This is a genomic window from Cupriavidus respiraculi, assembly GCF_914271545.1.
Taxonomy (GTDB): domain Bacteria; phylum Pseudomonadota; class Gammaproteobacteria; order Burkholderiales; family Burkholderiaceae; genus Cupriavidus; species Cupriavidus respiraculi.
Genome location: NZ_CAJZAH010000002.1, coordinates 1093219 through 1119113 on the forward strand (window position 1 = coordinate 1093219; position 25895 = coordinate 1119113).

19 protein-coding genes are annotated in these 25895 nt (G+C 69.7%); 13 read left to right on the forward strand and 6 right to left on the reverse strand.

Features of this window, described 5'->3' with window-relative positions; all coding sequences use genetic code 11:
• Positions 1-15: 15 nt before the first annotated feature.
• On the reverse strand, positions 16-909 hold the full coding sequence (locus tag LDO27_RS12855; protein WP_224042127.1) for an AEC family transporter: 894 nt from the start codon (positions 907-909) through the stop codon (positions 16-18).
• A gap of 259 nt (positions 910-1168) precedes the next feature.
• Between LDO27_RS12855 and LDO27_RS12860 the strand changes: the two genes are divergently transcribed.
• From LDO27_RS12860 to plsY, 6 genes are all read left to right on the forward strand, one after another.
• Positions 1169-1702 carry a chalcone isomerase family protein gene (locus tag LDO27_RS12860; protein WP_224042547.1) on the forward strand — a complete coding sequence of 178 codons (534 nt, stop codon included), beginning with the start codon at positions 1169-1171 and terminating at the stop codon, positions 1700-1702.
• 97 nt (positions 1703-1799) lie between these two features.
• Positions 1800-2768 (forward strand): tripartite tricarboxylate transporter substrate binding protein BugE, encoded by a 969-nt coding sequence (locus LDO27_RS12865; RefSeq protein ID WP_222201821.1) that lies wholly within the window; start codon positions 1800-1802, stop codon positions 2766-2768.
• 141 nt (positions 2769-2909) lie between these two features.
• The gene (locus tag LDO27_RS12870; RefSeq protein WP_222201823.1) at positions 2910-3389 is read left to right on the forward strand and encodes a methylated-DNA--[protein]-cysteine S-methyltransferase; all 480 of its coding nucleotides are present in this window, start codon (positions 2910-2912) and stop codon (positions 3387-3389) included.
• Entirely contained in the window at positions 3386-4321 is a 936-nt protein-coding gene (xerD, locus tag LDO27_RS12875) for a site-specific tyrosine recombinase XerD (protein ID WP_224042128.1), read from the forward strand. Before LDO27_RS12870 ends, xerD begins: the two co-directional genes overlap by 4 nt.
• Before the next feature lie 26 nt (positions 4322-4347).
• On the forward strand, positions 4348-4839 hold the full coding sequence (gene ybaK, locus LDO27_RS12880) for a Cys-tRNA(Pro) deacylase (protein ID WP_224042129.1): 492 nt from the start codon (positions 4348-4350) through the stop codon (positions 4837-4839).
• 100 nt (positions 4840-4939) lie between these two features.
• Positions 4940-5551 (forward strand): glycerol-3-phosphate 1-O-acyltransferase PlsY, encoded by a 612-nt coding sequence (plsY, locus tag LDO27_RS12885; RefSeq protein ID WP_224042130.1) that lies wholly within the window; start codon positions 4940-4942, stop codon positions 5549-5551.
• Positions 5552-5581: 30 nt separating this feature from the next.
• Here plsY and LDO27_RS12890 read toward each other — a convergent pair whose 3' ends face one another.
• Entirely contained in the window at positions 5582-6886 is a 1305-nt protein-coding gene (locus tag LDO27_RS12890) for an ATP-binding protein (protein WP_224042132.1), read from the reverse strand.
• Positions 6883-7614 carry a response regulator gene (locus LDO27_RS12895; RefSeq protein ID WP_222201834.1) on the reverse strand — a complete coding sequence of 244 codons (732 nt, stop codon included), beginning with the start codon at positions 7612-7614 and terminating at the stop codon, positions 6883-6885. The genes LDO27_RS12890 and LDO27_RS12895 overlap by 4 nt, the downstream gene beginning before the upstream one ends.
• A 294-nt stretch (positions 7615-7908) precedes the next feature.
• Here LDO27_RS12895 and LDO27_RS12900 point away from each other — a divergent pair, with 294 nt between their 5' ends.
• The 4 genes from LDO27_RS12900 to LDO27_RS12915 are packed head-to-tail and all read left to right on the forward strand — an operon-like array spanning position 7909 to position 17275.
• Positions 7909-9318, forward strand: coding sequence for an MdtA/MuxA family multidrug efflux RND transporter periplasmic adaptor subunit (locus LDO27_RS12900; RefSeq protein WP_377747189.1), 1410 nt, complete (start codon positions 7909-7911; stop codon positions 9316-9318).
• A 9-nt stretch (positions 9319-9327) separates the two neighbouring features.
• A complete protein-coding gene (locus tag LDO27_RS12905; protein ID WP_224042133.1) occupies positions 9328-12477 on the forward strand; it encodes an MdtB/MuxB family multidrug efflux RND transporter permease subunit in 3150 nt (1049 codons plus the stop codon).
• Positions 12477-15806: an efflux RND transporter permease subunit gene (locus LDO27_RS12910; RefSeq protein ID WP_224042549.1), complete on the forward strand. Its 3330-nt coding sequence runs from the start codon at positions 12477-12479 to the stop codon at positions 15804-15806. The genes LDO27_RS12905 and LDO27_RS12910 overlap by 1 nt, the downstream gene beginning before the upstream one ends.
• 8 nt (positions 15807-15814) lie before the next feature.
• Positions 15815-17275 (forward strand): efflux transporter outer membrane subunit, encoded by a 1461-nt coding sequence (locus tag LDO27_RS12915; RefSeq protein ID WP_377747212.1) that lies wholly within the window; start codon positions 15815-15817, stop codon positions 17273-17275.
• A gap of 11 nt (positions 17276-17286) precedes the next feature.
• Here LDO27_RS12915 and LDO27_RS12920 read toward each other — a convergent pair whose 3' ends face one another.
• Positions 17287-18213 carry a LysR family transcriptional regulator gene (locus LDO27_RS12920; protein WP_222201842.1) on the reverse strand — a complete coding sequence of 309 codons (927 nt, stop codon included), beginning with the start codon at positions 18211-18213 and terminating at the stop codon, positions 17287-17289.
• Between the two features lie 135 nt (positions 18214-18348).
• Between LDO27_RS12920 and LDO27_RS12925 the strand changes: the two genes are divergently transcribed.
• Entirely contained in the window at positions 18349-18822 is a 474-nt protein-coding gene (locus tag LDO27_RS12925) for a PACE efflux transporter (RefSeq protein ID WP_222201844.1), read from the forward strand.
• Between the two features lie 79 nt (positions 18823-18901).
• On the opposite strand, the gene LDO27_RS12930 is transcribed toward LDO27_RS12925, so the two are convergent.
• Entirely contained in the window at positions 18902-19111 is a 210-nt protein-coding gene (locus LDO27_RS12930; RefSeq protein WP_222201846.1) for a glycine zipper 2TM domain-containing protein, read from the reverse strand.
• Positions 19112-19313: 202 nt separating this feature from the next.
• Between LDO27_RS12930 and LDO27_RS12935 the strand changes: the two genes are divergently transcribed.
• Positions 19314-20039, forward strand: a complete 726-nt coding sequence (locus LDO27_RS12935; protein WP_224042135.1) for a hypothetical protein — start codon at positions 19314-19316, stop codon at positions 20037-20039.
• Positions 20040-20060: 21 nt separating this feature from the next.
• Here the strand turns inward: LDO27_RS12935 and LDO27_RS12940 are convergent, their stop codons facing one another.
• Positions 20061-23309 (reverse strand): hypothetical protein, encoded by a 3249-nt coding sequence (locus tag LDO27_RS12940; protein ID WP_224042136.1) that lies wholly within the window; start codon positions 23307-23309, stop codon positions 20061-20063.
• 936 nt (positions 23310-24245) lie between these two features.
• Between LDO27_RS12940 and dacB the strand changes: the two genes are divergently transcribed.
• Complete coding sequence (gene dacB / locus LDO27_RS12945; protein ID WP_224042138.1) at positions 24246-25892, forward strand: D-alanyl-D-alanine carboxypeptidase/D-alanyl-D-alanine endopeptidase; 1647 nt, start codon at positions 24246-24248, stop codon at positions 25890-25892.
• Positions 25893-25895 lie beyond the last annotated feature (3 nt).

Here is a 25895-nt window from a genome sequence, read left to right on the forward strand (position 1 = left end):
GGGCCCTGAGCCGCCTCAGCTCACCAGCGCCAGCCACAGCGGCGCGGTGAGCACGGCCAGGATGGTCATCACCGAGATGGCCGCGGCCACCATCGGGCCATTGCCGCCCATGCGCACCGCGAGGATATAGGCGCTCGACGCGGTCGGCATCGAGGCGTACAGCACGGCGATCTGCAGTTGCAGGCTCGACAGCGGCAGGTTGCGGCCCACCGCCCACGCGAAAGCCGGCATGGCCAGCAGCTTGACGCCCGTCCACCAGGCCACCGGCCCGACGGTACCGACGGCGCCGCTCATCTGCAGGCCGGCGCCCACGGTCATCAGTCCCAGCGCCGTCGAGGCCGAGCCCAGCCGGCCCAGGATCATGCCCACCACCTCGGGCGGATGCAGGCCCAGCAGATTGGTCACCAGCCCGCCCGCGGTGGCCAGGATCAGCGGATTGCGCGCCAGCTCGCGCCACAGCCGCGCCTCGCCGTGACGGGCCAGCGCCCACACCGCGGCCACATTGCACATCGGCACCACCACGCCGACGATCACCGCCATCATCGCCAGCCCCTCGCCGCCGCCCAGGCGCGCCGCCAGCGCCAGCGCGATATAGGAGTTGAAGCGATAGGCCGTTTGCAGGCCGGAGGCGAAGTCGATGGGGTCCGGCCGCAGCACCCATTTGACCGCGTAGCCGGCCGCCATGCCGAACAGCGTGGTCAGCACGGCCAAGCCGAGCATGGTGGAGGTGGTGGAGAAATCGAAGGCGGCGCTGTTGGTGGCCTGCACCAGCAGCGCGGGAAACAGCACGAAGTAGACGAGGCGCTCGATGCCGGACCAGAACGCGCGGTCGAACGGGGTATAGCGCACGAGCAGCCAGCCGATCAGGATCAGGCTGAAGTCCGGCACCATCAGAAGGGCAGGCGACATTGTCTTTTATTGTTATGGCGGCGGTCCGGCGGGGCCGCGATGGCACCGTGCCGACACGCCACGGTGTGCGCCCTAGGGCAGATACGGATTGGTATTGTTTCAGAAATCGCACAACATGGCACGTTCCATCCGTCCGCCGATGTATCGCCTGACCATGCAGCCCCGCCGTATTCACCGCCCCGCGAGCGCGTTTTTCGCGTCCGCCACGCGCCGCTTCCGCCCGATCCTGGCCGCCTGTGGCGCGGCCCTGGTGCTCGGCATGCCGGCCTCCGGGGCCGGCGCCGCGGAAATCGAGGGCCTGCGCATCGACGAGGCCACCCGCGTGGCCGGCAAGGAACTGCAGCTCAATGGCGTGGGCCTGCGCACGGTGTTTATCGTCAAGGGCTACGTGGCGGCGCTGTATCTGCCGGAAAAGGTCCGCAACGCGGCCGTGGTGCTGGGCGCCAAGGGGCCCAAGCGCCTGCAGATCCGGCCGCTGCGCGAGGTGGAAGCCGACACCTTCGTCAAGGCGCTGAACGAAGGCATGCGCGAGAACCATACCGACGTCCAGCTGGAAAAATTCGCCGATCGCATGGCGCAGCTCGAACAGGCAATGAACCAGGTCGGCACCGCCCGCAAGGGCGACGTGATCAATTTCGACTATTCGCCCGACAGCGGCACCGTGATCGCGATCAACGGCACCCCGCGCGGCCGCCCGATCCCGGGCGAGGACTTCTACCAGGCGGTGCTGCGCATCTTCCTGGGCGACCGGCCGGTGGACCGCGACCTCAAGCGCGGACTGCTGGGCGGTTAAGCTATCGCCGCCGGGCGCCGCGCCATCCGCGTGGCACCCGGCATTCCAATCCAGGGCGGACCATCCCGCCCGGTTTCCCGACCGGAGACACGATCTCATGCAGAAAAGCAAAATCGCACTGGCCCTGAGCCTGGCCGCCGCGGCGTCCTTCGCCCAGGCGCAGAGCTACCCCACCAAGCCCATCAAGCTGATCATCCCGTTCGCCCCGGGCGGCACCACCGATATCGTGGGCCGCGGCGCGGCCGACCAGATGAGCCGCATCCTGGGCCAGCCCGTCGTGGTGGAAAACCGCGCCGGCGGGGGCGGCTCGATCGGCGCGGACGCCATCGCCAAGTCGGCGCCCGACGGCTACACCATCGGCATCTCGACCGTGTCGACGATGGCGGTGAACCCGGCCTGCAACCCCAAGCTGTCGTACGACCCGATCAAGGACTTCAAGCCCATCACGAACCTGGCCAACGTCGCCAACGTGATCGCGGTGAACCCGAACTTCCCGGCCAAGGACTACAAGGAGTTCCTCGCCACGCTGAAGGCCAATCCGGGCAAGTATTCCTACGCGTCGTCGGGCACCTGCGGCTTCGGCCATATGCTGGGCGAGCAGTTCAAGGTCTCGACCAAGACCTTCATGGTCCATATCCCCTACCGCGGCGCGGGCCCGGCGCTGAACGACGTGCTGGCCGGCCAGGTGCCGATCATGGTGGACAACCTGCCCTCGTCGATGCCGCACATCAAGGCCGGCAAGCTGCGTCCGATCGTGGTGGCGGCCGACAAGCGCCTGGAGTCGCTGCCCAACGTGCCCACCTTCGGCGAGATGGGCCTGAAGGAGCCCAACGATCCGGCCTGGTACGGCCTGGTCGCGCCCGCCGGCACGCCGGACGACATCATCAAGAAGCTGAACGATGCCGCCGTCAAGGCGCTGCAGGACAAGGGCTTCCGCGAGCGCCTGCTCGCCGCCGGCGCCGAGCCGTCGGGCAATTCGCCCGCGGAGCACGCCGCCGAGATCAAGAAGGAATTCGACAAGATGCGCAACCTGGTCAAGGTGCAGAACATCAAGCTCGAACAGTAAGGCGTCCGCGCGGCGGCGCCGCCGCCGCGCAATACACCGCAGGGGCCCCGCTTGGGGCCCTTTGCTTTTCCGCCGCCGGGCGAAAGCACTAGAATTCGCTATTTCCCGCATTTCGCCGCCTTCCCGCACGGCCAACCCGCCATGGACTCCCACTACGACGCCATTCTCGCCGCGCCCTTCGGCCGGGTCGGCGTGCGCACCGCGGGCGAGGCGATCCGCGCCATCGTCTACCTGCCCGAGCGGTACGCGTTGATCGCGCCCGCCACGCCCGTGGCACGGCTGCTGGCGGACCGGCTCGACGCCTACTACGCCGACCCCGACGCCCCGCTCGACGTGCCGCTGGCCAGCGCCGGCACCGCCTTCCAGCGCCGGGTGTGGGACGCCATCCGCGCGGTGCCGCGCGGCGCCATGGCGACCTATGGCACGCTGGCGACGATCGCGGGCGGCACGCCGCGCGCGGTGGGGCAAGCCTGCGGCGACAACTGTTTTCCGCTGGTCATCCCGTGCCATCGCGTGGTCGGGGCCAAGGGCATCGGCGGCTTCGCCCACCATGGCGAGGACGGCTTCCATCTCGACGTGAAGCGCTGGCTGCTGCGCCACGAAGGAGCGATGCTGATATGACGGCGGCTCTCGACACCGTCGAGCCCGATACCGCGCCCGCCGTGGACCTGGCCCTGGTCGACCGCTTCTGCGATGCGCTGTGGCTGGAGGACGGGCTCTCGCGCAATACCATCGACGCCTATCGCCGCGACCTGACGCTGCTGGCCCGCTGGCTGCACGCCGAGCGCGCCATGGCGCTGCTCGAGGCCGACGACGGCGCGCTGTCCGGCTACTTCGCGCAGCGCCACCATGACACCCGCGCCTCGTCGGCCAACCGGCGCCTCGCGGTGTTCCGGCGCTTTTTCCGCTGGGCGCTGCGCGAGCACCTGATCAGCGCCGATCCGTGCCTGCTGATGCGGCCGGCCAAGCAGCCGCCGCGCTTTCCGAAGACGCTGTCCGAAGCCCAGGTCGAGGCATTGCTGGCCGCGCCGGACACCGACACGCCGCTGGGGCTGCGCGACCGCACCATGATCGAGCTGATGTATGCGAGCGGGCTGCGCGTGTCCGAACTCACGCAGATGAAGACCGTGGAGATCGGCCTGAACGAGGGCGTGGCCCGCGTGGTGGGCGGCAAGGGCAACAAGGAGCGGCTGGTGCCGTTCGGCGCCGAGGCCGGCGACTGGCTGCGCCGCTACCTCGCCACGGGCCGTCCCGCCCTGCTCGCCCGGCGCTCCAGCGACGCGCTGTTCGTCACGCAGCGCGGCGAGGGCATGACGCGCCAGGCCTTCTGGTATCTGATCAAGCGCTATGCGAAGGCAGCCGACATCCATGCCCCCCTGTCGCCCCATACGTTGCGCCACGCGTTCGCGACGCATCTGCTGAACCACGGCGCGGACCTGCGCGTGGTGCAGATGCTGCTGGGGCACGCGGATATCTCGACCACGCAGATCTATACCCATGTGGCGCGCGAACGGCTGCGCGTCCTTCACCAGCAACACCATCCGCGCGGCTGAAGGCGCGCGGCCGATTACGAATCACGATGAGCAAGTCCAGACACGTCTCGGAGACCCAGGCCACGCAGATGCTGCGCAAGCACGGCATCGCCTTCGGCGAGCACCCCTACGACTACGTGGAGCACGGCGGCACCGGCGAGTCGGCACGCCAGCTCGGAGTCGACGAGCATCATGTGGTCAAGACGCTCGTGATGGAGGACGACAAGGCGCAGCCCTGCATCGTGCTGATGCACGGCGACCGCACCGTCTCCACCAAGAACCTGGCGCGGCAGATCGGCTGCAAGAGCGTGCAGCCGTGCAAGCCCGAGGTCGCGCAGCGCCACAGCGGCTACCTGGTCGGCGGCACCTCGCCGTTCGGCACGCGCAAGCGCATGCCGGTGTACGTCGAGGCGAGCGTGCTGGCGCTGGAGCGCATCTATATCAACGGCGGCCGGCGCGGCTTCCTGGTGAGCATCGCGCCGGCGGTGCTCACCGCGCTGCTCGGCGCGAAGCCGGTCGAATGCGCGCTGGCCGAATGAGCGCACCGCGCGCCATCCGGAAAGATGCGGAGGCGGCGAGGCCGTGGCAGCCCGGCTGGCGCGCTACAATCGCGGCCAGCCTCCAAACCCCCTATCCCACATGGCAAATCTGCTTTTCGCGCTGATCGCTTATCTGATCGGATCCATTTCTTTCGCGGTGGTGGTCAGCAAGGCCATGGGCCTGCCCGATCCGCATTCGTACGGCTCCGGCAATCCGGGCGCGACCAATGTCCTGCGCACGGGCAACAAGAAGGCCGCGATCCTCACGCTGCTCGGCGACGGCCTCAAGGGCTGGCTGGCGGTCTGGCTGGCGCAGCGCTTCGGGCCGGCCTACGGCATCGACGACACCGGCATCGCGCTGGTGACCGCCGCCGTTTTCCTCGGCCACTTGTTCCCGGTGTTCTTCCGCTTCGCGGGCGGCAAGGGCGTGGCCACCGCGGCCGGCATCCTGTTCGCGATCCATCCCATCCTGGGCCTGGGCACGCTGGCGACGTGGATCATCATCGCCGTGTTCTTCCGCTACTCGTCGCTGGCCGCGCTGGTGTCGGCGCTGTTCGCGCCGTTCTTCTACGTGCTGATGTTCCGCGCCGACGTGATCGCCGCCGCCATCACGGTGATCAGCGCGCTGCTGATCGTGCGCCACCGCCAGAACATCGCCAAGCTGCTGGCCGGCAAGGAAAGCCGCATCGGCGAAAAAAAGAAGGCGCAGTAAAGCGCCTTCTTTTGCCGTGCCGTTGCCGGGTCAGGCCGTCTCTGTCGCCGGCACCCCCGCCGCGACGGGCGGCACGGCGCTGAACGGAAACACCATCTCCGCCCGCAAGCCGCCCTCCGGCCGGTTCGACAGGATCAGCCGCCCGCCCGCCTGGCGCACCAGCCGCTCCACGATCGACAGCCCCAGCCCCGAGTGCGCATTGCCGCCGCGCGCCGGGTCCAGCCGCACGAACGGCAGCGTGACCTTTTCCATCGCGTCTTCGGGAATGCCGGGGCCGGCGTCCTCCACGGTCAGGTGCCAGCCGTCGGGCATGCGCGCGGTGGCGATGCGCACCGGCGGCGCGCCGTAGTGGAAGGCGTTGTCGACCAGATTGCCGATGATCCGGTCCAGCTGCGTGGCGATGATCCGGAAGCCGTCGCCGGCCGCCAGCGACAGCGTCACGGGCCGCTCCTGCTCGGCCAGCGACGCCGCCAGTTCGTGCATGCGCCGGTCCACCGGCACCGGCCGCGCCACGGGCGCGGCGGTCTGGGCGAAGCTGAGGAACTGCTCGACGATGGCGGACATCGATTCCACATCGCGCGTCACGCCCGCCGCGGCCTTGGGATCCGCCAGCATTTCGGCGCGCAGGCGCAGCCGCGCCAGCGGCGTCTTCAGATCGTGCGCGATTCCGGCCAGCATGGTGTTGCGCTCCTGGTCGATACGCGCCAGGTCCGCCACCATGCCGTTGAAGCGCTCCACCAGCTGCCGCAGCTCGCGCGGCCCCCGCTCGCGCAGCGGCTGCACCGGCTGCTGGCGCGAGAGCTGCTGCGCCGCCGCGGCCATGTCGCGCACCGGCCGCTGGATCTGCCAGACGATCAGCAGCGCGAACACGATGGCGATGCCGACCACCAGCATCGCGCCGGGCACCAGCCGGTTATCCGTCGGCGGGTTGTGCACCCACAGGATCGGCATCGCGATCCAGTCCGCCCGGTTCGGCAGCTTGATCCAGATGCGCGGCGTGCTTTCGTCCTCGATGCGCACCTGGGTGCCTTCGGGCAACCGCCTGGAGAAACGCTCCACCAGCCGGCGCGAGCGCTCGGTCGGCGCGCGCGCATGCTCCTCGGCCGTGGCCTCGCCGGCCACCTCCACCAGGCTGGGCAGCGCCACCGGCGGCTTCGCATCCAGCGCGCGCTGGATGCTGTCCAGCTGGAACAGCATCTGCTCCACCGAATAGTCGATCCGCTGCTCGCGCCGGTCCATGCGCAGGATGGCCAGCCACGAGAAATGGCTGATCACCAGCACCGCCGCGATCAGCAGCGCGATGCGGCCGAACAGGGTATCGATACGTAGCTTCATTGCGGGACTTCGCTGGCCTCGTCGGGCACAAAGGTGTAGCCGCGCCCCCGCACGGTCTGGATGTAGCGCGGCCGCTGGGCGTCCTCGTCGAGCAGGCGGCGCAGGCGCCAGATCTGCACGTCGATGCCGCGGTCGCTGACGCCGCTGGCCGCGCCGTACATCAGCTCGACGATGCGCTCGCGCGTGAGCACTTCGAGCGGATGCATCAGCAGCAGCTTGAGCAGCGCGAACTCGGTGTCGCTGATCGACAGCGACTGGCCCGAGCGCACCAGCGTGCGCTGGCGGAAATCGACGCGGAAGGGCCCGAAGCTCGCGCAGTCGCGGTCCTCGGGCGCGGCGGCGGGCCGGGCCAGCTTGCGGCGCAGCACGGCATTGATGCGCGCCAGCAGCTCGCGCGGCGAGAACGGCTTGCCGAGATAGTCGTCGGCGCCGATCTCCAGGCCGACGATGCGGTCGATCTCGTCGCTGCGCGCGGTCAGCAGGATCACCGGGATATCGTCGTTGCGGGCGCGCAGCTTGCGCAGCGCGGTCAGGCCGTCGACCTTGGGCATCATCAGGTCCAGCACGATCAGCGCGGGGCGCTCGCGCTCCAGGCGCGCCTGCAGGCCATCGCCATCGTGCAGCACGGACACCGCGAAGCCCTGGCTGGTGAGGTATTCGCGCAGCAGGTCGCGCAAGTCGGGGTCGTCGTCGACGACCAGGATCTGGGTGGGCTGATTGGTTCGCATAGCCGAATGATAATCAGCCATGTCACTCGTATTGCCGGCTTTTATGTTTCCGCAAGTTACATGCGCGGCGCTCGTAACGCGCTGTAATCAAGCCGCGACTGACCGACACCAAGGCGCCCCGCCCCGCGCTTTATCCTTGCGCCTGTCGCTGGCACAGCGCGACGGCCGCCCCGCCCCAGCCCCCGACCGCCCCTGAGCGGAAAGGACTGAAGCGTCATTGCGGCATACTTCTGTGCTTCCCGCTTCCGACCAACCCGCATACGCGTCGCCACGCGTCGCCCAGGATTCCGGTAAATGACCCACCCCGACGATCATCAGCAGGTCAACGCATCAGCAGGCCGCGAGCCGCAGCGCTCGCCCGGCACGGCAAGGCCGCGCCGGATGACGCGGCGCAGGTGGATCGTGGCGGCCGTGGTCCTGCTGCTGGCCGGCGGCGCGTGGTACTGGTACAGCCAGCGCCAGGCGCCGCCCGCGCCGGGCGCGGCGCCCGGCAGCCGCATCCCCGCCGGTCCGGGCCGGCCCGGCGGCCCCGGCGGCTTCGGCGCACCGAGCGCGCCGGTGGTGGTCAGCACGGTGGCCCAGCGCGACATGGACGTCGTGCTCAACGGCCTGGGCAACGTCACGCCGGTGTCCAACGTGACCGTGCGGGCACAGGTCTCCGGTCCGCTGCAGAAGGTGCTGTTCCAGGAGGGCCAGATGGTCAAGGCCGGCGACGTGCTGGCCGAGATCGACCCGCGCCCGTTCCAGGCCGCGCTGGACCAGGCGCTGGGGCAGCTCGCCCGCGACCAGGCGCTGCTGCAGAACGCGCGTATCGACCAGCAGCGCTACCGCACCCTGCTGGCCCAGGACTCGATCTCCAAGCAGGAGGTGGACACCCAGGACGCGCTGGTGCGCCAGTACGAGGGCGTGGTCAAGACCGACCAGGCCAACGTCGATGCGGCCCGGCTGCAGGTGGGCTACACCCGCATCAAGGCGCCCGTGTCCGGCCGCATCGGCCTGCGCCAGGTGGACCCCGGCAACATCGTGGGCACCAGCGACACCAACGGGATCGCGCTGATCACCCAGGTCGCGCCCATCGCCGTGCTGTTCACCATTCCCGAGGACAACCTGCCCGGCGTGCTGCGCAAGCTGAACGCGGGGGACAAGCTGACCGTGCAGGCCTGGGACCGCCAGGCCCGCAACAAGCTGGCCGACGGCACGCTGCTGACGACCGACAACCAGATCGACACCACCACCGGCACCGTCAAGCTCAAGGCCGTCTTCCGGAACGACGACGGCATGCTGTTCCCCAACCAGTTCGTCAACGTGCGCATGCGCGTCGATACGCTGGCGGACGCCACGGTGATTCCGGTGGCGTCGATCCAGCGCGGACAGCAGGGCACCTTCGTCTATGTGGTCGACGCGAACAACAAGGTCAAGGTGCAAGTGGTGGCGCTGGGGCCGAGCGATGGCGAACGCACCGCCGTGCTGCGGGGGCTGCAGCCCGGCCAGCGCGTGGTGGTGGACGGCGCCGACCGCCTGAAGGAAGGCATGACCGTGGAGGCCGTCGATCCGGCCGCGCGCGAAGCCGCGGTGCAGCCGGCCAGCCAGCCCCGCGCCCGCGGTCGCCGCCGCGACGGCGCGTCCGCGCCAGCAGCGGCCAGTGCGCCTGCAGTGGGGGCCAGCGCCCCGGCGGCGGCGGGCGCACGCCAGGGCGCGCAGTAAGGATTCGCCATGAACCCATCACGCCTTTTCATCGAGCGGCCGGTCGCCACCGCGCTGCTGATGCTGGCCATCCTGCTGTCCGGCCTGGTGGCGTACCGGCTGCTGCCGCTGTCGGCGCTGCCCGAGGTCGACTATCCGACCATCCAGGTCACCACGCTGTACCCGGGCGCCAGCCCCGACGTGATGACCTCCGCGGTCACCGCGCCGCTGGAGCGGCAGTTCGGCCAGATGCCGGGGCTCAAGCAGATGTCCTCGTCCTCGTCGGGCGGGGCCTCGGTGATCACGCTGCAGTTCGAGCTGACGCTGCCGCTCGACGTGGCCGAGCAGGAGGTGCAGGCGGCCATCAATGCCGGCAGCAACCTGCTGCCGTCCGACCTGCCGATGCCGCCGGTCTACAGCAAGGTCAATCCGGCCGACGCCCCGATCCTGACGCTGGCCATGACCTCCGACACCCTGCCGCTGCCCAAGCTGCAGGACATGGTGGACACCCGCGTCGCGCAGAAAATTTCGCAGATCCAGGGCGTGGGGCTGGTCACGCTCAGCGGCGGGCAGCGCCCCGCGGTGCGCATCCAGGCCAATCCGGCCGCCCTCGCCGCGCTGGGCATGTCCATCGACGACCTGCGCACGGCGATCGGCAGCGCCAACGTCAACGGCGCCAAGGGCAGCTTCGACGGGCCCGCGCGCGCGTCCACCATCGACGCCAACGACCAGCTCAAGTCGGCCGACGAATACCGCCAGATCATCATCGGCTACCAGAACGGCGCGCCGATCCGCATCACCGACGTGGCCACCATCGTCGACGGCCCGGAGAACGCCCGGCTGGCCGCCTGGGCCAACGCCAAGCCGGCCATCGTGCTCAATATCCAGCGCCAGCCTGGCGCCAACGTGATCGCCGTGGTGGACCGCATCAAGGCGCTGCTGCCGCAGCTGCAGGCCTCGCTGCCGGCCTCGGTCGAGGTGCAGGTGCTGACCGACCGCACCACCACCATCCGCGCCTCGGTGCACGACGTGCAGTTCGAACTGTTCCTGGCCATCGCACTGGTCGTGATGGTGATCTTCCTGTTCCTGCGCAACGTGCCCGCCACCATCATTCCCGGCGTGGCGGTGCCGCTGTCGCTGGTGGGCACCTTCGGCGTGATGTACCTGGCCGGCTTCTCGATCAACAACCTGACGCTGATGGCGCTGACCATCGCGACCGGCTTCGTCGTGGACGACGCCATCGTGATGATCGAGAACATCATGCGCTACATCGAGAAGGGCGATACTCCGATGGCGGCGGCGCTCAAGGGCTCCAAGCAGATCGGCTTCACCATCATCTCGCTGACGTTCTCGCTGGTGGCAGTGCTGATCCCGCTGCTGTTCATGGGCGACGTGGTGGGGCGCCTCTTCCGCGAATTCGCGGTGACGCTGGCCGTCTCCATCCTGATCTCGGCCGTGGTCTCGCTCACGCTCACGCCGATGATGTGCGCGCGCCTGCTGCGCCATGTACCCGAGGAGGAGCTGCCGCGCTTTCACCGGGCCACGGGCCGCTTCTTCGACAACGTGATCGAACGCTACGGCCGCGCGCTGAACTGGGTGCTGGCGCGGCAGACCGCCACGCTGCTGGTGGCGATCGGCACGCTGGTGCTGACGGTGCTGCTCTACCTGGCGATTCCCAAGGGCTTCTTCCCGGTGCAGGACACCGGCGTCGTGCAGGGCATCACCGAAGCGGCGCAGAGTACCTCCTTTACCGCGATGGCGGCCAAGCAGCGGGCGGCGGCGGAAGCCGTGCTGGAGGACCCGGCGGTGCAGAGCGTGTCGTCGTTCATCGGCGTGGACGGCTCCAACACCACGCTGAACGCGGGCCGCATGCTGATCAATCTCAAGCCCAAGGGCGAGCGCGACGACATCGAGACCGTCACGCTGCGCCTGCAGGAAGCGGTGCGCAAGGTGGGCGGCATTTCGCTGTACACGCAGCCGGTGCAGGACCTGACCATCGAGGACCGCGTCTCGCGCACGCAGTACCAGTTCACGGTGGAGGACCCCGATCCGAACACGCTGGCCACCTGGGTGCCGCGCCTGGTGGAGCGCCTGCGCCAGGAGCCCGAACTGCGCGACGTGGCCAGCGACCAGCAGAACAACGGGCTGCGCGCCTACGTCGACATCGACCGCGACGCGGCCGCGCGCTTCGGCATCACCACCGCCGTGATCGACAGCGCGCTGTACAGCGCCTTCGGCCAGCGGCTTGTGTCGACGATCTTCACGCAGGCCAGCCAGTACCGCGTGGTGCTCGAGGCCATGCCGGAATTCCGCGACGGGCCGCAATCGCTGGCCGAGCTGCGGCTGCCATCGTCCTCCGGCGGGCAGGTGCCGCTGGGGGCGTTCGCGCGCATCAGCGAGCGCACCGGCCCGCTGGTCATCAACCACCAGGGGCAGTTCCCGGCCGCCACCATCTCGTTCAATCTCGCGCCGGGCGTGGCGCTGGGCCACGCCGTGGACAAGATCACCCAGGTGGAAGACGAACTCGGCCTGCCGATCTCGATGCAGACCACCTTCCAGGGCGCGGCGCTGGCGTTCCGCGCGTCGCTGTCCAATACGCTGTGGCTGATCCTGGCGGCGGTGGTCACGATGTATATCGTGCTGGGCGTGCTGTACGAGAGCACCATCCATCCGGTGACGATCCTGTCCACCCTGCCCTCGGCCGGCGTGGGCGCGCTGCTGGCGCTGCTGCTGGCGGGCCACGACCTGGGGATCATCGCCATCATCGGCATCATCCTGCTCATCGGCATCGTCAAGAAGAACGCCATCATGATGATCGACTTCGCGCTGGAGGCCGAGCGCGAGGGCGGCATGACGCCGCGCGAGGCGATCTTCCAGGCCTGCCTGCTGCGCTTCCGCCCGATCCTGATGACGACCATGGCGGCGCTGCTGGCAGCGCTGCCGATGATGCTGGGCACCGGCATCGGCTCCGAGCTGCGCCGGCCGCTGGGCATCACCATGGTGGGCGGGCTGCTGGTCAGCCAGGTGCTGACGCTGTTCACCACGCCGGTGATCTATCTGGCGTTCGACCGCACCGCGACGCGCATCAAGGGCTGGCGGCGCCGCCGTTTCGGCAATCCCGACGCGGACCCGCGCGATGAGCCGCTGGACCGCGACGGCAATCCGGTGGCGCGCCGATGATGAACCTGTCCGCCGCGTTCATCCACCGGCCGGTCGCGACCGCGCTGCTGACGCTGGGCATCCTGCTGGCGGGGCTGGCCGCGCTGCGCATGCTGCCGGTGTCGCCGCTGCCGCAGGTCGACTATCCGACCATCTCGGTCTCGGCCTCGCTGCCCGGCGCGAGCCCGGAGACCATGGCTGCCACGGTGGCTACGCCGCTGGAGCGCGCGCTGGGCACCATCGCCGGCGTCACCGAGATCACCTCCAGCAGCTCGCTCGGCTCGACGCGGGTCACGCTGCAGTTCGACCTGTCGCGCGACATCGACGGCGCCGCGCGCGACGTGCAGGCCGCCATCAACGCCTCGCGCTCGACGCTGCCCAGCAGCCTGCCGGGCAACCCGACCTATCGCAAGGTCAACCCGGCCGATGCGCCGATCATGATCCTGGCGCTGACCTCGCCCACCATGACGCGCGGCCAGCTCTACGACGCGGCCTCGACCATCCTCGCGCAGAAGCTGTCGCAGGTGGAGGGCGTGGGCCAGGTCACCATCGGCGGCGCCTCGCTGCCGGCCGTGCGCGTGTCGCTGAACCCCACCGCGCTGAACAAGTACGGCATCTCGCTGGCGGACGTGCGCAACACCATCAGCGCCACCAACGCCAACCGGCCGCTCGGCTCGCTGGAGAACGACACCAGCAACTGGCAGGTCTACGCCAACGACCAGGCGATGAAGGCGTCGGACTACATGCCGCTGATCATCCGCTATGCGGCGCCGGGCACCTATTCGTCGACCTCGGCCGGGGCGCTGATCGCCAGCACGGCCAATGCCACCTCCGGCGGCAACGTCAGCACGCGCACCGTCAACGGCGTGACCACCACCACGCTGACCACCGGCGGCAGCACCACCACCATCACCACCGGCGCGACGGGCGTCGGCAACGGCGCCATCGGGCCGAACTCGCTGCCGGTGCCGGTGCGCCTGTCGGACGTCGCCACGGTGACCGACTCCGTGCAGGACGTGCGCAACGCCGGCTCGGCCAACGGCAAACCCTCGGTGCTGCTGGTGCTGAACCGCTCGCCGGGCGCCAACATCATCGAGACGGTGGACCGCGTCAACGAGATGCTGCCCACGCTGCGCCAGATGATTCCCGCGGCCATCTCGATGGACGTGATGATGGACCGCACGCCCACCATCCGCGCGTCGCTGCGCGAGGTCGAGCACACGCTGCTGATCTCGGTGGCGCTGGTGATCATGGTGGTGTTCCTGTTCCTGCGCAATGTGCGGGCAACGATCATTCCCGCGGTGGCGGTGCCGGTATCGCTGATCGGCACCTTCACGGTGATGTACCTGGCCGGCTTCTCGCTGAACAACCTGTCGCTGATGGCGCTGACGATCGCCACCGGCTTCGTGGTGGACGATGCCATCGTGGTGCTGGAGAACATCGCCCGCCATATCGAGGCCGGCATGCGGCCGGTGCAGGCGGCGCTGCGCGGCGCGCGCGAGGTCGGCTTCACGGTGATCTCGATGAGCCTGTCGCTGATCGCGGTCTTCATTCCCCTGCTGCTGATGGGCGGCATCGTGGGCCGGCTGTTCCAGGAGTTCGCGATCACGCTGTCGGTGGCCATCCTGGTGTCGCTGGTGGTCTCGCTGACCACCACGCCGATGATGTGCGCGCGCCTGCTGCGCGCGCCGCACGAGGAAAAGCGCGGCCGCTGGTATCTGGCCAGCGAGCGCGTGTTCGACGGCATGCGCGACCGCTATGCCCGCTCGCTGTCGTTCGCGCTGCGCCACGGCAAGTGGGTGTGGGCGATCCTGCTGGCCACGGTGGCGCTCAATGTGTGGCTCTACATCATCGTGCCCAAGGGCTTCTTCCCGCAGCAGGACACCGGGCGGCTGATCGGCTTCATCCGCGCCGACCAGGCCACCTCGTTCCAGGCGATGCGCGGCAAGCTCGACAGCTTCGTCAAGATCGTCCAGGCCGATCCCGCGGTGGTCAACGTCACCGGCTTTACCGGCGGCTCCCAGCGCAATACCGGCCAGATGTTCGTCACGCTCAAGCCGCTGGCGGAGCGCAAGGAGAGCGCCGATGTCGTGATCGCGCGCCTGCGCATCGCGCTGGCCAAGGAACCGGGCGCGCGGCTGTTCCTGATGCCGGTGCAGGACATCCGCATCGGCGGCCGCCAGAGCAGCTCGGAATTCCAGTTCACGCTGCAGTCGGACGACCTGGAGGTGCTGCGCGAGTGGGAGCCCAAGGTACGCAACGCGCTGGCCAATCTGAAGGGGCTGGAGGATGTCGATACCGACACGAACGACAAGGGCCTGCAGACCTCGGTGATCGTGGACCGCGATACCGCTTCGCGGCTGGGCGTGACCATGCAGCAGGTGGATGCCGTGCTCAACGACGCGTTCGGGCAGCGGCTGGTCTCCACGATCTACCACCCGCTGAACCAGTACCGCGTGGTGATGGAGCTGAGCGAGGAGTACCTGCAGGGCCCGCATGCGCTGAAGGACATCTACGTGGTGACCGGCGCGGGCAACCGCGTGCCGCTGTCGGCCTTCGCCCGCGTGGTGCCGACCAGCACGCCGCTGGGCGTGAGCCACCAGGGCCAGTTCGCCGCGGCCACCATCTCGTTCAACCTGGCACCGGGGGTGTCGCTGTCGCAGGCCACCGAGATGGTGCAGCGGGAGGTGGCGCGCATCGGCGCGCCCGAGACCCTGCAGGCGAACTTCCAGGGCGGCGCCAAGGCGTTCCAGGATTCGCTCAAGAGCCAGCCCATCCTGATCCTGGCCGCCCTGATCACGATCTATATCGTGCTGGGCGTGCTGTACGAAAGCTATGTGCACCCGATCACGATCCTGTCCACGCTGCCGTCGGCCGGCGTGGGCGCGCTGCTGGCGCTGCTCGCCTCGGGCACGGAGTTCAGCATCATCGCGCTGATCGGCGTGATCCTGCTGATCGGCATCGTCAAGAAGAACGCGATCATGATGATCGACTTTGCCATCGACGCCGAGCGGCGCGAGGGCCTGTCGCCGCGCGAGGCCATCTACCAGGCGTGCCTGCTGCGTTTCCGCCCGATCCTGATGACCACCATGGCCGCACTGCTGGGCGCCGTGCCGCTGGCCATCGGCCGCGGCGACGGCGCCGAGCTGCGCGCGCCGCTGGGCATCTCCATCGTCGGCGGGCTGGTGGTCAGCCAGTTGCTGACCCTCTATACGACACCGGTGGTCTACCTGACGCTGGATCGCTGGCGCCTGAAGTGGCAGCGCTGGCGCGAACGGCGCGCGGCGCCGAAAGACCGCGGCGGCCCCGGCGGCTTCGGCACGCCCGCGCCCATCCGCCACGAACCCTGATGCGAAACATGACTGTGAATGCCCGCCTTTGCCTCGTTCCCCGTACCCTCGCGATGGCCTGCGCGCTCGCGCTGGCCGGCTGCGCGGTGGGGCCGGATTACCAGCGGCCCGAGGCCCCCGTCACGCCGACATTCAAGGAGGCACCCGCCGAGTGGGGACGATGGAAGCCCGCCGACCCGCAGGACGCGGTCAACCGCGGCGACTGGTGGACGGTGTTCGGCGACAGCCAGCTCGATGCGCTGATGGCGCAGGTCCAGGTCTCGAACCAGAACATCCGTGCGGCGGAAGCGCAGTACCGCCAGGCCCAGGCCATTTTGCAGGCCTCGCGCTCCGGCTACTTCCCCTCGGTCGGCGCGCAGGGCAGCGTGGACCGCTCCCGCGGCAGCAGCGGCCAGATTTCCAGCGGGCAGGCCGCCACGCTGTCGGCCGTCTGGGAGCTCGATGTGTGGGGCCGCGTGCGGCGCGAGGTGGAAAGCAGCGAGGCGCAGGTCCAGGCAAGCCAGGCCGACCTCGCCTCGACGCTGCTGTCCACGCATGCCGCGCTGGCGCAGACCTATTTCCTGCTGCGCGTGGCCGATGCGCAGCGCGCGCTGCTGCAGCGCACGGTCGCCGACTACGAGAAGTCCCTGCAGCTGGTGCGCAACCAGTACGCCGCCGGCACCGCGCAGCGCTCCGACGTGCTGCAGTCCGAGACGCAGCTCAAGACCGCCCAGGCGCAGCTGATCGATATCCAGATCACGCGGGCGCAGTACGAGCACGCGCTTGCCGTGCTGATCGGCAAGCCGCCCGCTGACTTCGCGCTGGCGCCGGTGGACTTCGCCGAGCGGGTGCCGCGCGTGCCGGTGGCCGTGCCGTCGGAGCTGCTGGAGCGGCGGCCCGATATCGGCGCTGCGGAGCGCCGCATGGCGTCGGCGAACGCGCAGATCGGCGTGGCGCAGGCCGCCTACTACCCGTCGCTGTCGCTCTCGGCCACCGGCGGGCTGACATCGAGCTCGCTGTCCCAGTGGCTGTCGCTGCCGAACCGCATCTGGTCCATCGGTCCCGACCTGGCGCTGACGCTGTTCGACGGCGGCCTGCGCAACGCCGCCAAGGCGCAGGCGGTCGCGGTGTACGACCAGACCGTGGCCAACTACCGGCAGACGGTGCTCAACGCATTCCAGGAGGTCGAGGACAACCTGGCGGCCGCGCGCCTGCTGGAGGAGGAAGCGACGGTGCAGAACGAAGCGCTGCGCTCCGCGCGCGAGGCGCTGGCGCTGGTCAACAACCGCTATCGCGCCGGCACCGCGGGACTGCTGGACGTACTGACCGCGCAGACCGCGGCCTATACGGCCGAGCGCAACGCGCTGTCGCTGGCCGGCCGTCAGCTGACGGCGAGCGTCACGCTGGTCAAGGCGCTGGGCGGTGGCTGGCAGCTGCAACCGGTCGGCGCCGCGCGCCAGCCGGACGCCGGGGGCGCGACCGCCCGCTAGGCGCGTTGGCCTCAGGCCCCCGGCGGCATCGCGGCCGCCGAACGCGGCCAGGGCTGGGGCAACGCCTGCTGGCTGACCCGCTCCTTCAGCCAGGTGCCGGCCTTGCCGAGCGGACGCTGCTTGAGCCAGACCAGCTCCATCGGCACCGGCCAGTCCTGGTCGTCGAACTCCAGCACCGGCGAGACCAGCTCGGCCGCCGCCGGCGAATTGGCCACGACATGCCAGGGCACGAAGGCCCAGCCGAGCTTGCGCTTGACCAGTTCGACGATCACCCACTGGCTCTCGACCCACCAGACCTCGGCCGCGACCCGCAGGCGTTTCTTCTCCTCGCTGTCGCTGCGCACCGCCACCATCAGCTGGCGGTAGCGCTTGAGCTCCTCGAAGCCCACCCGCGGCTGCCGCGCCAGCGGGTGATCGGGCGCGCAGACGATGGGCATGGGTACGCGGCCCAGCACCCGAAAGCCCAGCGCGGGCGGCAAGATCTCCTGCCGCCACATGATGCCCAGGTCCGCGCAGCCCTCCAGCACCAGGCGGCTGACGTCCTCCATCAGCGGAAACAGCAGCTCCAGCTCGACGGAAGGAAAGCGGTGCGAGAACTCCTCCAGCAGGGAGCCGAGCGTTTCCTCCGGATACAGCTCGTCGACCGCCAGCACCAGCCGGCTTTCCACGCCCTCGCCCAGGCTCTTGGCGACGCCGCGGAAATGCTCGCAGCGCTCCAGGATGACCCGGGCCTCGACCAGCAGCCGTTCGCCCGCCGGCGTCAGCGTGGGATAGCGCCCGGCGCGGTCGAACAGCGGACTGCCCAGGTCGATTTCGAGGTTGGACACGGCCATGCTGACCACGGACTGCGCCTTGCGCAGCCGGCGCGCGGCCGCCGAGAACGACCCGGTTTCCGCGGCGGCGACGAAGGCCTGGAGTTGTTCGAGAGAAAGGCTCATGGCGGGACACCCGCTCGGGCGGGGCGATGGCGGTCGATGCGGGCCAATATATCGCTTTTTGCGATACGTCCCAACTTGTCTGTCTCATCCAGACCGATAGACTGCCCCATATTGAAGCAGCAAGGAGAACACGCAATGCGCACCACCTGGGACAGGGTCCGGCACACCGTCGGCTTCGAGGTCATCGGCCTGCTGATGTTCGCCCCGCTCGGCAGCCTCGTCTTCGGCTACAGCCTGCACGACATGGGCATCATCGCCGCGGTCGCCTCGCTCATCGCGGCGCTCTGGAATTACGTCTACAACCTGATGTTCGACAAGGGCATGGTGCGGCTGACCGGCAGCGTGCGCAAATCGACGGCGGTCCGGGTGCTGCACGCCGTGCTGTTCGAGCTCGGGCTGCTAATCGTGTTCCTGCCTTCGGTGGCGTGGTACCTGAAGATCAGCCTGCTCGAAGCCCTGATCATGGATATCGCGGTGGCCGGCTTCTACGTGGTCTATGCGTTCTTCTACAACCTCGCATACGACGCGGTGTTTCCGGTCCCGGCGGCCCGCAAGAGCGACGCACCGGCGGCGAAGGGCAAGGCCATGGCGGAAGGCGAGTGCGTCTGACGCCTGGCAGTCCGTAGCAAAAAAAGAAGCGCCCGGTCCGAAATGGACCGGGCGCTTTTTTTTCGTGGGCTGCGGCGGCTTACTTCCGGTCGTCGGTCAGCACATTGCCGACGACACCGCCCAAGGCCGCGCCGCCCAGCGTGGCGCCGGGTCCGCCGATCACGGCGGCACCCGCGACGCCGCCGACACCCGCACCAATCGCGGTGTTGCGCTGTTTCGGGGTCATGTCGGCACAGCCGGCGGTGGCCATGATCGCGGTAAGCATCAGGGAAAGCGTGATTGTTCGCATTGTTGGCTCCTCGTCTGCCTGCTAGGGGATAGCTGTAGTCTGGCCGACGCGTCGCATGCCCGACAGGGGAGCCGCGCCGATGCCTTTGTCAGCGCATTCCGACTTGGGCTTCCCGCCAAGATGTCATCGAACGACGCTACACTTGCGGCGCCCGCCGACGTCGCGCGATTCCGCCGCCGCTCCGCAGACCCATCCCACGCCCATGAACACGACTCCATTGCCCGTCCGTGCCCTGGTCCTCGCCGCCCTGGCCTTGCCGATGGCCGCGCCATGGCAGGCCGCGCAGGCCGCCCGGCCGCTGGTGACCGACGATGCCAGGATCGTTGACCCGCAGTCATGCCAGCTGGAAGCGTGGCTGCGCTTCCATCGCGATGGCACGGAACGCTGGGCGCTGCCCGGCTGCAACGTGACCGGCAACTTCGAACTGACGTTCGGTGGCGCGGTCCAGTCCTATGGCGACGGCACCGCGCTGACCGACATCCAGCTCCAAGGCAAGACCGTGCTCAAGCCGGTCCAGGCGAACGGCTACGGCGTCGCCCTGGTGTTCGGCGGGGTCAACCATCCCAAGGCCGAAGACCGCAAGGCGCTGGGCACCGCCTATGCCTACGTACCGCTGACCGTGTCGTTCGCCGACGATCACTACCTGCTTCACACCAATCTCGGCATCAGCCGCGACCGCGAAGCGCGCGAGACGCGTATGACCTGGGGCATCGCCACCGAGGCGGTACTGAACCAGCGCCTGACCGCCATCGCGGAGAGCTTCGGCGAGAACCGCGGCAACCCCTGGTATCAGCTCGGCCTGCGGATATGGCTGGTGCCGAACCGGGTCCAGCTCGATGCGACCTACGGCAGCCGCCTGGGCAACCAGGCCGCCGATCGCTTTGTTTCCGTGGGACTGCGGCTGCTCTCCCCGCCATTCCTGCGATAGGGCCGCCCGCGCTGCGCGCGATCAGCCTTCGACCAGCGCGAATCCCAGCCGGGCCGAACCGACGGGCACGGTCGGCTTTCCTCCGGCAACTTCCACCGCCAGCGCGTACCGCGCGACGGAGTACTCCCGTTCGAGGAGGCGGTTGGCCCCGCCCGGGCGCCCGCGGGGGCCGGGCTGCGGCGCGATCATCGAAACGAATTCGTCTTGCCGCAGGTCGATCCTGGCGACACCGGCACGCGCTTTCCCACAGCGGTATTCGACGTCGGTATCGCCCTGTCTCTTGATGAACGCGCCCTTGCCGAACCATCCATAGTCCACCTCCCCGCCCATCGTTACGCTGGTCAACGCCGCGGGAAGCGCCTGGCTCATCAGTGCGGTCACGGCATGGAACTGACGCTCGAACTGCCAGGCGTACTGCCAGTTGCCCTTGCCGCAGATCGATTGCAGCGTGGCGAGGAATCGGTAGAGATGCGGGTTCTCCGAGACTACGAAGGACGTCCCGCCCGCTTCCTCGGTGACATCCAACGATTCCTCCACCGCGAAGCTGTTGCCGGACAGCCTGACATCGTCGGCAACGAAGCGCGCCCGATGGATGTCCATCCAAATCAGCTCGCTGACGACTACGGTTTCCGGATTGCCGCTGGCCGTCACGGCGCCGCGAAACCGTACTTCGACGGGCTTGCCGCGCAGCGTGCGCGGATCGGTGGCAGTCCTGCTGCAGACCGCGAACGGCTTGCCGGCGAGGGCGTAGTCGGACATCACGGCGCGGCGCGGCCAGCCGCCATGCAGCGCATAGAATTCGGCATTCTCCAGCGCGACGATCTCGACGCCGTCTTCCGCGGGCGCCGCGCGTACGCCGACTGCGGCGCCAATGACGGCGTAGGCGGTCCGCCACTGCGCGTCCGTGATGCGCGCATGCACACGTTCCGCCGTGTCCGCACTCACGCCGGACACCGCTTCGTGCAGGCCGTCGAAGGCGATGGCCCACAGCGCAATGGCGGCCTTGAAGCCGTCGGCGACCACGCGATGGGCGAAGCCGCCCACGGGCGCCCCGGGCCCCACGCCGCGCAGCGCCGGCGGCAGCCGCCGTACGATCCGCCGGCATGCCTGATGGTCCTGCCTCGCGAGCCGCGAGCGGAGCGCGATGTGGCGGCGCCGGCCGAGTGCGGCCACCGCGTCGTTGAGCATGCGGCGGACGGCACCGGCCGCGTGTTGGCGGACGCCATCCACGATCTCCTGTTCCGACTGCGCCTGCGCCGCCGGCGCGCCTACCGCATTGGCGCGGGCCAGGCAGGCATGCATGGCGAGCACGCTGTTCGCCAGGTTCCGCATGCCGATGGCGAGCGCGCCGGGCGCGCATGGCGTGACGCACGCCGACAGGGCATCGCGGATCGACGCCGCCAGTTCGCAGATGCGTGCCATCGGCAGACCAATCTCGCCGCACCGGGCAAGCCGCGCCAGCTGCGCCTTCGACAGCCAGTGCGATCCCTTCCCTAGCAGCGCGGTCAGGCTCGCGCGTAACGGGCGCAGCGGTTCCGGCTTCCATCCGGTCCCAGCCACGCTGGACACGACGACCAGGTCGTCGATCAGCCGGTCCAGCGCCGCGCGCACATCGAACGGTTGCGGGGCCGGGGAATTGGGACTGGTGGCCGGTCCAAGCCAGTGGTCCAGGTCCGCCGACACCGCCTGTGCGCGCTGCAGGCGAACGAGGGCCTGGTCCTGCAGCGTCTGCCGCGCGGTGGCCAGCTCCCGCACCATGCATTGGACGGCCGTCGCCATCTCCCGCTGGCGCAGCCACAACTCGCGCTCCGTGCGCGGCGCACCGCGCCGCGCAATGGACAGCATCTCGTTGCAGCGATACATGACGGTATCGCCCAGCCGCATCGCCATATCGGGGGGATCGAACGTCGCGAGCGTGCCGGCGCAATGCCGGAACAGCAGGCGCAGATCGGCATGGAAACGATGAAAGTCGCGGGCGCATGCCGCCGGGACCAGCGGCTCCTGCAGATGGCCGAGCACCGCGTGGAGCTGCTCGATGCCCGCCTGCACCCGCATGAAGCCGGCCGTGCCCTTCCCCCCGGCGACCTGCCGGCCGGCGGCGACGAGCCGTTCGACGAGCGGCACGCAGCGTGCGGCCCGCCGCTCGAAATACAGCCTGAAGTGCGGCGTGGATAGCGGGCCGTCGCGCGGATCCTCCCGCGCCAGATCCTCCACGCGGTCATGAAGCGCCAGCAGTTCGGCCGCGGCGTAGCTGTCGTGGCAGATGAAGCCGGCCAGCAGCGCGGGGGACCGTCTGCCGTCTGCGTCCTGGCTGACGCGAAACGATGCCCGCAAGGCCTGCAATTGCGCAGGGTCGAGGTCCGCGAGCACGTCGTCGATGGCGTGGCGGCGCATCCCCCGCATCGCCGGATCCGGCCCGCGTACGACCGCACCGGTTGCCACTACGCTGTCCACCGCGCTTGCCAGGGCGGCGGCGCCAGGGGCTGCGTCGTGCGGCGCGACGATGCGGTCCACCAGCGCCCTTAGCGCGACCCTGTACCCATCGGCATCGAACCCGCCCCGGCTCGTCCGGTAGTCCTGCGCCGCCAACGATGCCAATGCCGATTGCACGGCAGCCAGCTGGACACAGGCGGCATCCGCGGGCGTCGGTCTCTCGCACCGTCGTCCCGCCTCGCGGGACGACGGCCCCGGTTGTCCGGCGGCGAGGTCCTGCAAGGCCTGGGACATCTCGCGCCCATGCCTGGCGAGCCACGACCGCAGCATCCGCCTGCTGGTGCACGGCATGTCGGCCAGCTGCTTCGCCACCATGGCCCCGACCGACGGGAGCGGCATGGCATCCAGCCCGGGCAACGCCAGCAGGGCCCGGAGCACCTTCGCGGCCCTTGCAGCCCGGGGCGCGTTCGCGGCTTGCGCGCGTTCCGCGCTGCTGCGGCCGCATGCCTGGAGCGAGCGGTGCACGGCGCGCGCCTCCTGCCGGGTCGCAACTTCCGTGTCCGCGAAGACGGCGTCGCACAGGATCTCCAGCGTCCCGCGGACATGCCCGTGGGCGCGCAGCCGCGCTTCGGTGAGCGTCTTGAGCTTGGCCAGTTCGCGCTCGGCATAGGCATCCGTCACCGCGCCAAGGCCGGCAGCCGCGCCCGCGGACGTCGCCAGGACGCCGTGATCCCGCGCGGAAAGCGCCTGCCCGATGGCCTCGAGGGCCGTGGCCTCGAACTGGCCGAGCGTCCCGGCAATGGCATCGTGATACGCGTCCAGTTCCGTCTCGCTCAACGCGCGGCGGGCGCCGCCCGCGGCCACGACTGCGTCGAGCAGCCCCGCGAGGCCTGTCGTGCCACCCCCGCGCGACGGCTCCGCAATGCGCGTCAGGAACGATCCGAGCGCATGCCGATAGGCTGCCGGGTCGAAGGGCGCCGCGGTGCCGGCGATATCGCTCTGCGCCGGCGACCAACGCGGCGCCGATGGCGCTCAACGGCACGCTGACCGCATGGATGGCCCGCAGGGCAGGTTGGCCAGCGTCGCCCTCGGGCCCCGCCTCGGCTTGCGCCTGCTCGGCCCGGCGCCGCAATTCGGCGGCGAGCTCGCGCTGTCGGGCCGCGTACCAGGACGCGACCATGCGCCGGTCCGCGGTCGACATCCCGGCGAGCTCGCGGGCCACGACGTCCTGCACCTGTGCCAGCGCGTCGCCGTCGGGCACCGGAATGCCCGACAGCACCTCCAGCGTGGCGAGCACCTCGGCGGCGGTCGCCGGCGCCCCGGCGCCCTGCTCCTGCGCCAACCCCTTCACGGCGGCCAGTACCGTTGCCGCGAATGCATGGCAGCCGCCCTGCCTTGCGCGAGGCGCCGGCGCCGCGAGGGGCACGCGTGCCGGCTGGGAATGGCGGGGCGACAGGCGGGACAGGAAAGGCATGATGGCGGGCGCCCGAAGGGTCCGACGGATTCGATGGAATCGAGGGAGCCGGCGGATCGGTTGAGGGGAACGGGATCCGGTGCCACCGGGCAGAGACGGTGCGGGCCGGCGGCGAATGCGAGGCGGCAGGAAAACGGCGCCCGCGGATGCCGGCCAGCATGCCGGGCCCGCCCGCCTGGGCTTGCCTTCTTTGTCCGGAGTTTTTCGTTTCCGGCGCATCAGCACACGAGGCACGCGGACGGCTGTGCGGTGGCGAACCGACGCGCAACGCCGCACAGGCATGCGCTACCATTGCCGCCATGCCGATTTCCTTCGCCCCTTCGCTACGCCACTGCCTGCTGCTCGCCTGCATCGCAGGCCTCCCGACAGTCGCAGTCCCTCCCGCCCTGGCCGACACCAGGCCGCCGGCCAAGGCAAGCAAGACGTCCAAGGCAAGCAAGGCGAAGACGCCCGCTTCGGCCAGGGCCGTGCGCGGCGACGGCCCGGCATCTGCGCAATCGGCACAGTCGGCACAGTCGGCGCGGCCGATGCGCACGGCGGCGCCGGACACCGCCCAACAACTCGCGCTGCGCTCCGGCCTGCCCGCTGCGGTCACCACCGCGCTCGGCCGCGCGCACGTGCCGCTGTCGGCCAGCAGCTTCTACGTCGTCAAGGTGGGCGCGCCCACCGCGCGGGCGAGCTGGAATCCGCAGACGCCGATGAATCCGGCGTCGACCATGAAGGTGGTGACCACCTTCGCGGGGCTGCAGTTGCTGGGCCCGAACTACCGCTGGCAGACCGCGCTCTACGCCGACCGCGAGCCCGACTTCAACGGCACCGTCGACGGCAATGTCTATCTGCGCGGCCACGGCGATCCGAAGTTCGTGCCGGAAGAAATGGTCAAGCTCGTGGACAAGGCGCGCCGCGCCGGCGCCGTCACCATCAACGGCGACCTGGTGCTGGATCGCACCTACTTCGACGCTGGCCTGGACAACGGCAGCACCATCGACGGCGAAACGCAGCGCGCCTACAACGTCAGCCCGGACGCCCTGCTGTACGCCTTCAAGACGCTGTCGTTCACGTTCGCGCCGGATGCCGCGACGCAGACCGTCGCGGTCACGGTCACGCCCCCGCTGGCGCAGCTGCGGCTCGATAACCGGCTGAGCCTGTCGAACGGCCGCTGCGGCGAGTGGAAGTCGCGCGCAAACCCGGCGCTCAGCCCGCAGCCCGACGGCTCGGTAATCGCCGCCTTCGATGGCAGCTATGCCGCCGAATGCGGCCAACAGGTACTGAATCTGGCGGCGCTGTCGCACAACGACTTCGTCGCCGGTGGCTTCGTGGCCGAATGGCAGGCGGCGGGCGGGCGCTTCGCCCATCCCCCGGCGGTGCGCACGGGCAAGGTGCCGCGCGGCGCGATCCTGCTCGCGCGCCATCACGGGCTGCCGCTCACGGATATCGTCCGCGACATCAACAAGTATTCGAACAACGTGATGGCGCGCCAGCTATACCTGACCATCGGCGCGGAGATGGACCGCGGCGGTCCTGCCAGCACCGCGCGCTCCGACCGCGTGGTGCGGCGCTGGCTGGCGCGGCAGGGGCTCGAGATGCCGGGGCTGGTGCTGGACAATGGCTCGGGCCTGTCGCGCGACGAGCGCATCAGCGCCTACGACATGGCGCGCCTGCTGCAACAGGCACTGGCGAGCGACGTGGCCGCGCCGCTGGTGGACTCGCTGCCGGTCCTCGGCGTGGACGGCACGCTGCGCAACCGGCTGACGCGCTCCGCGGCGGCGGGCAGCGGCCATCTGAAGACCGGCACGCTGGCCGATGTGCGCGCGCTGGCGGGCTATGTGGATGCGGTCGACGGCGGCCGCTACGTGGTGGTCAGCTTCATCAACCACCCCAATGCGTCGCAGGCCCAGGAGGCGCACGACGCGCTGCTGCAATGGGTCTACAAGGGCGCGCCGTAGGAA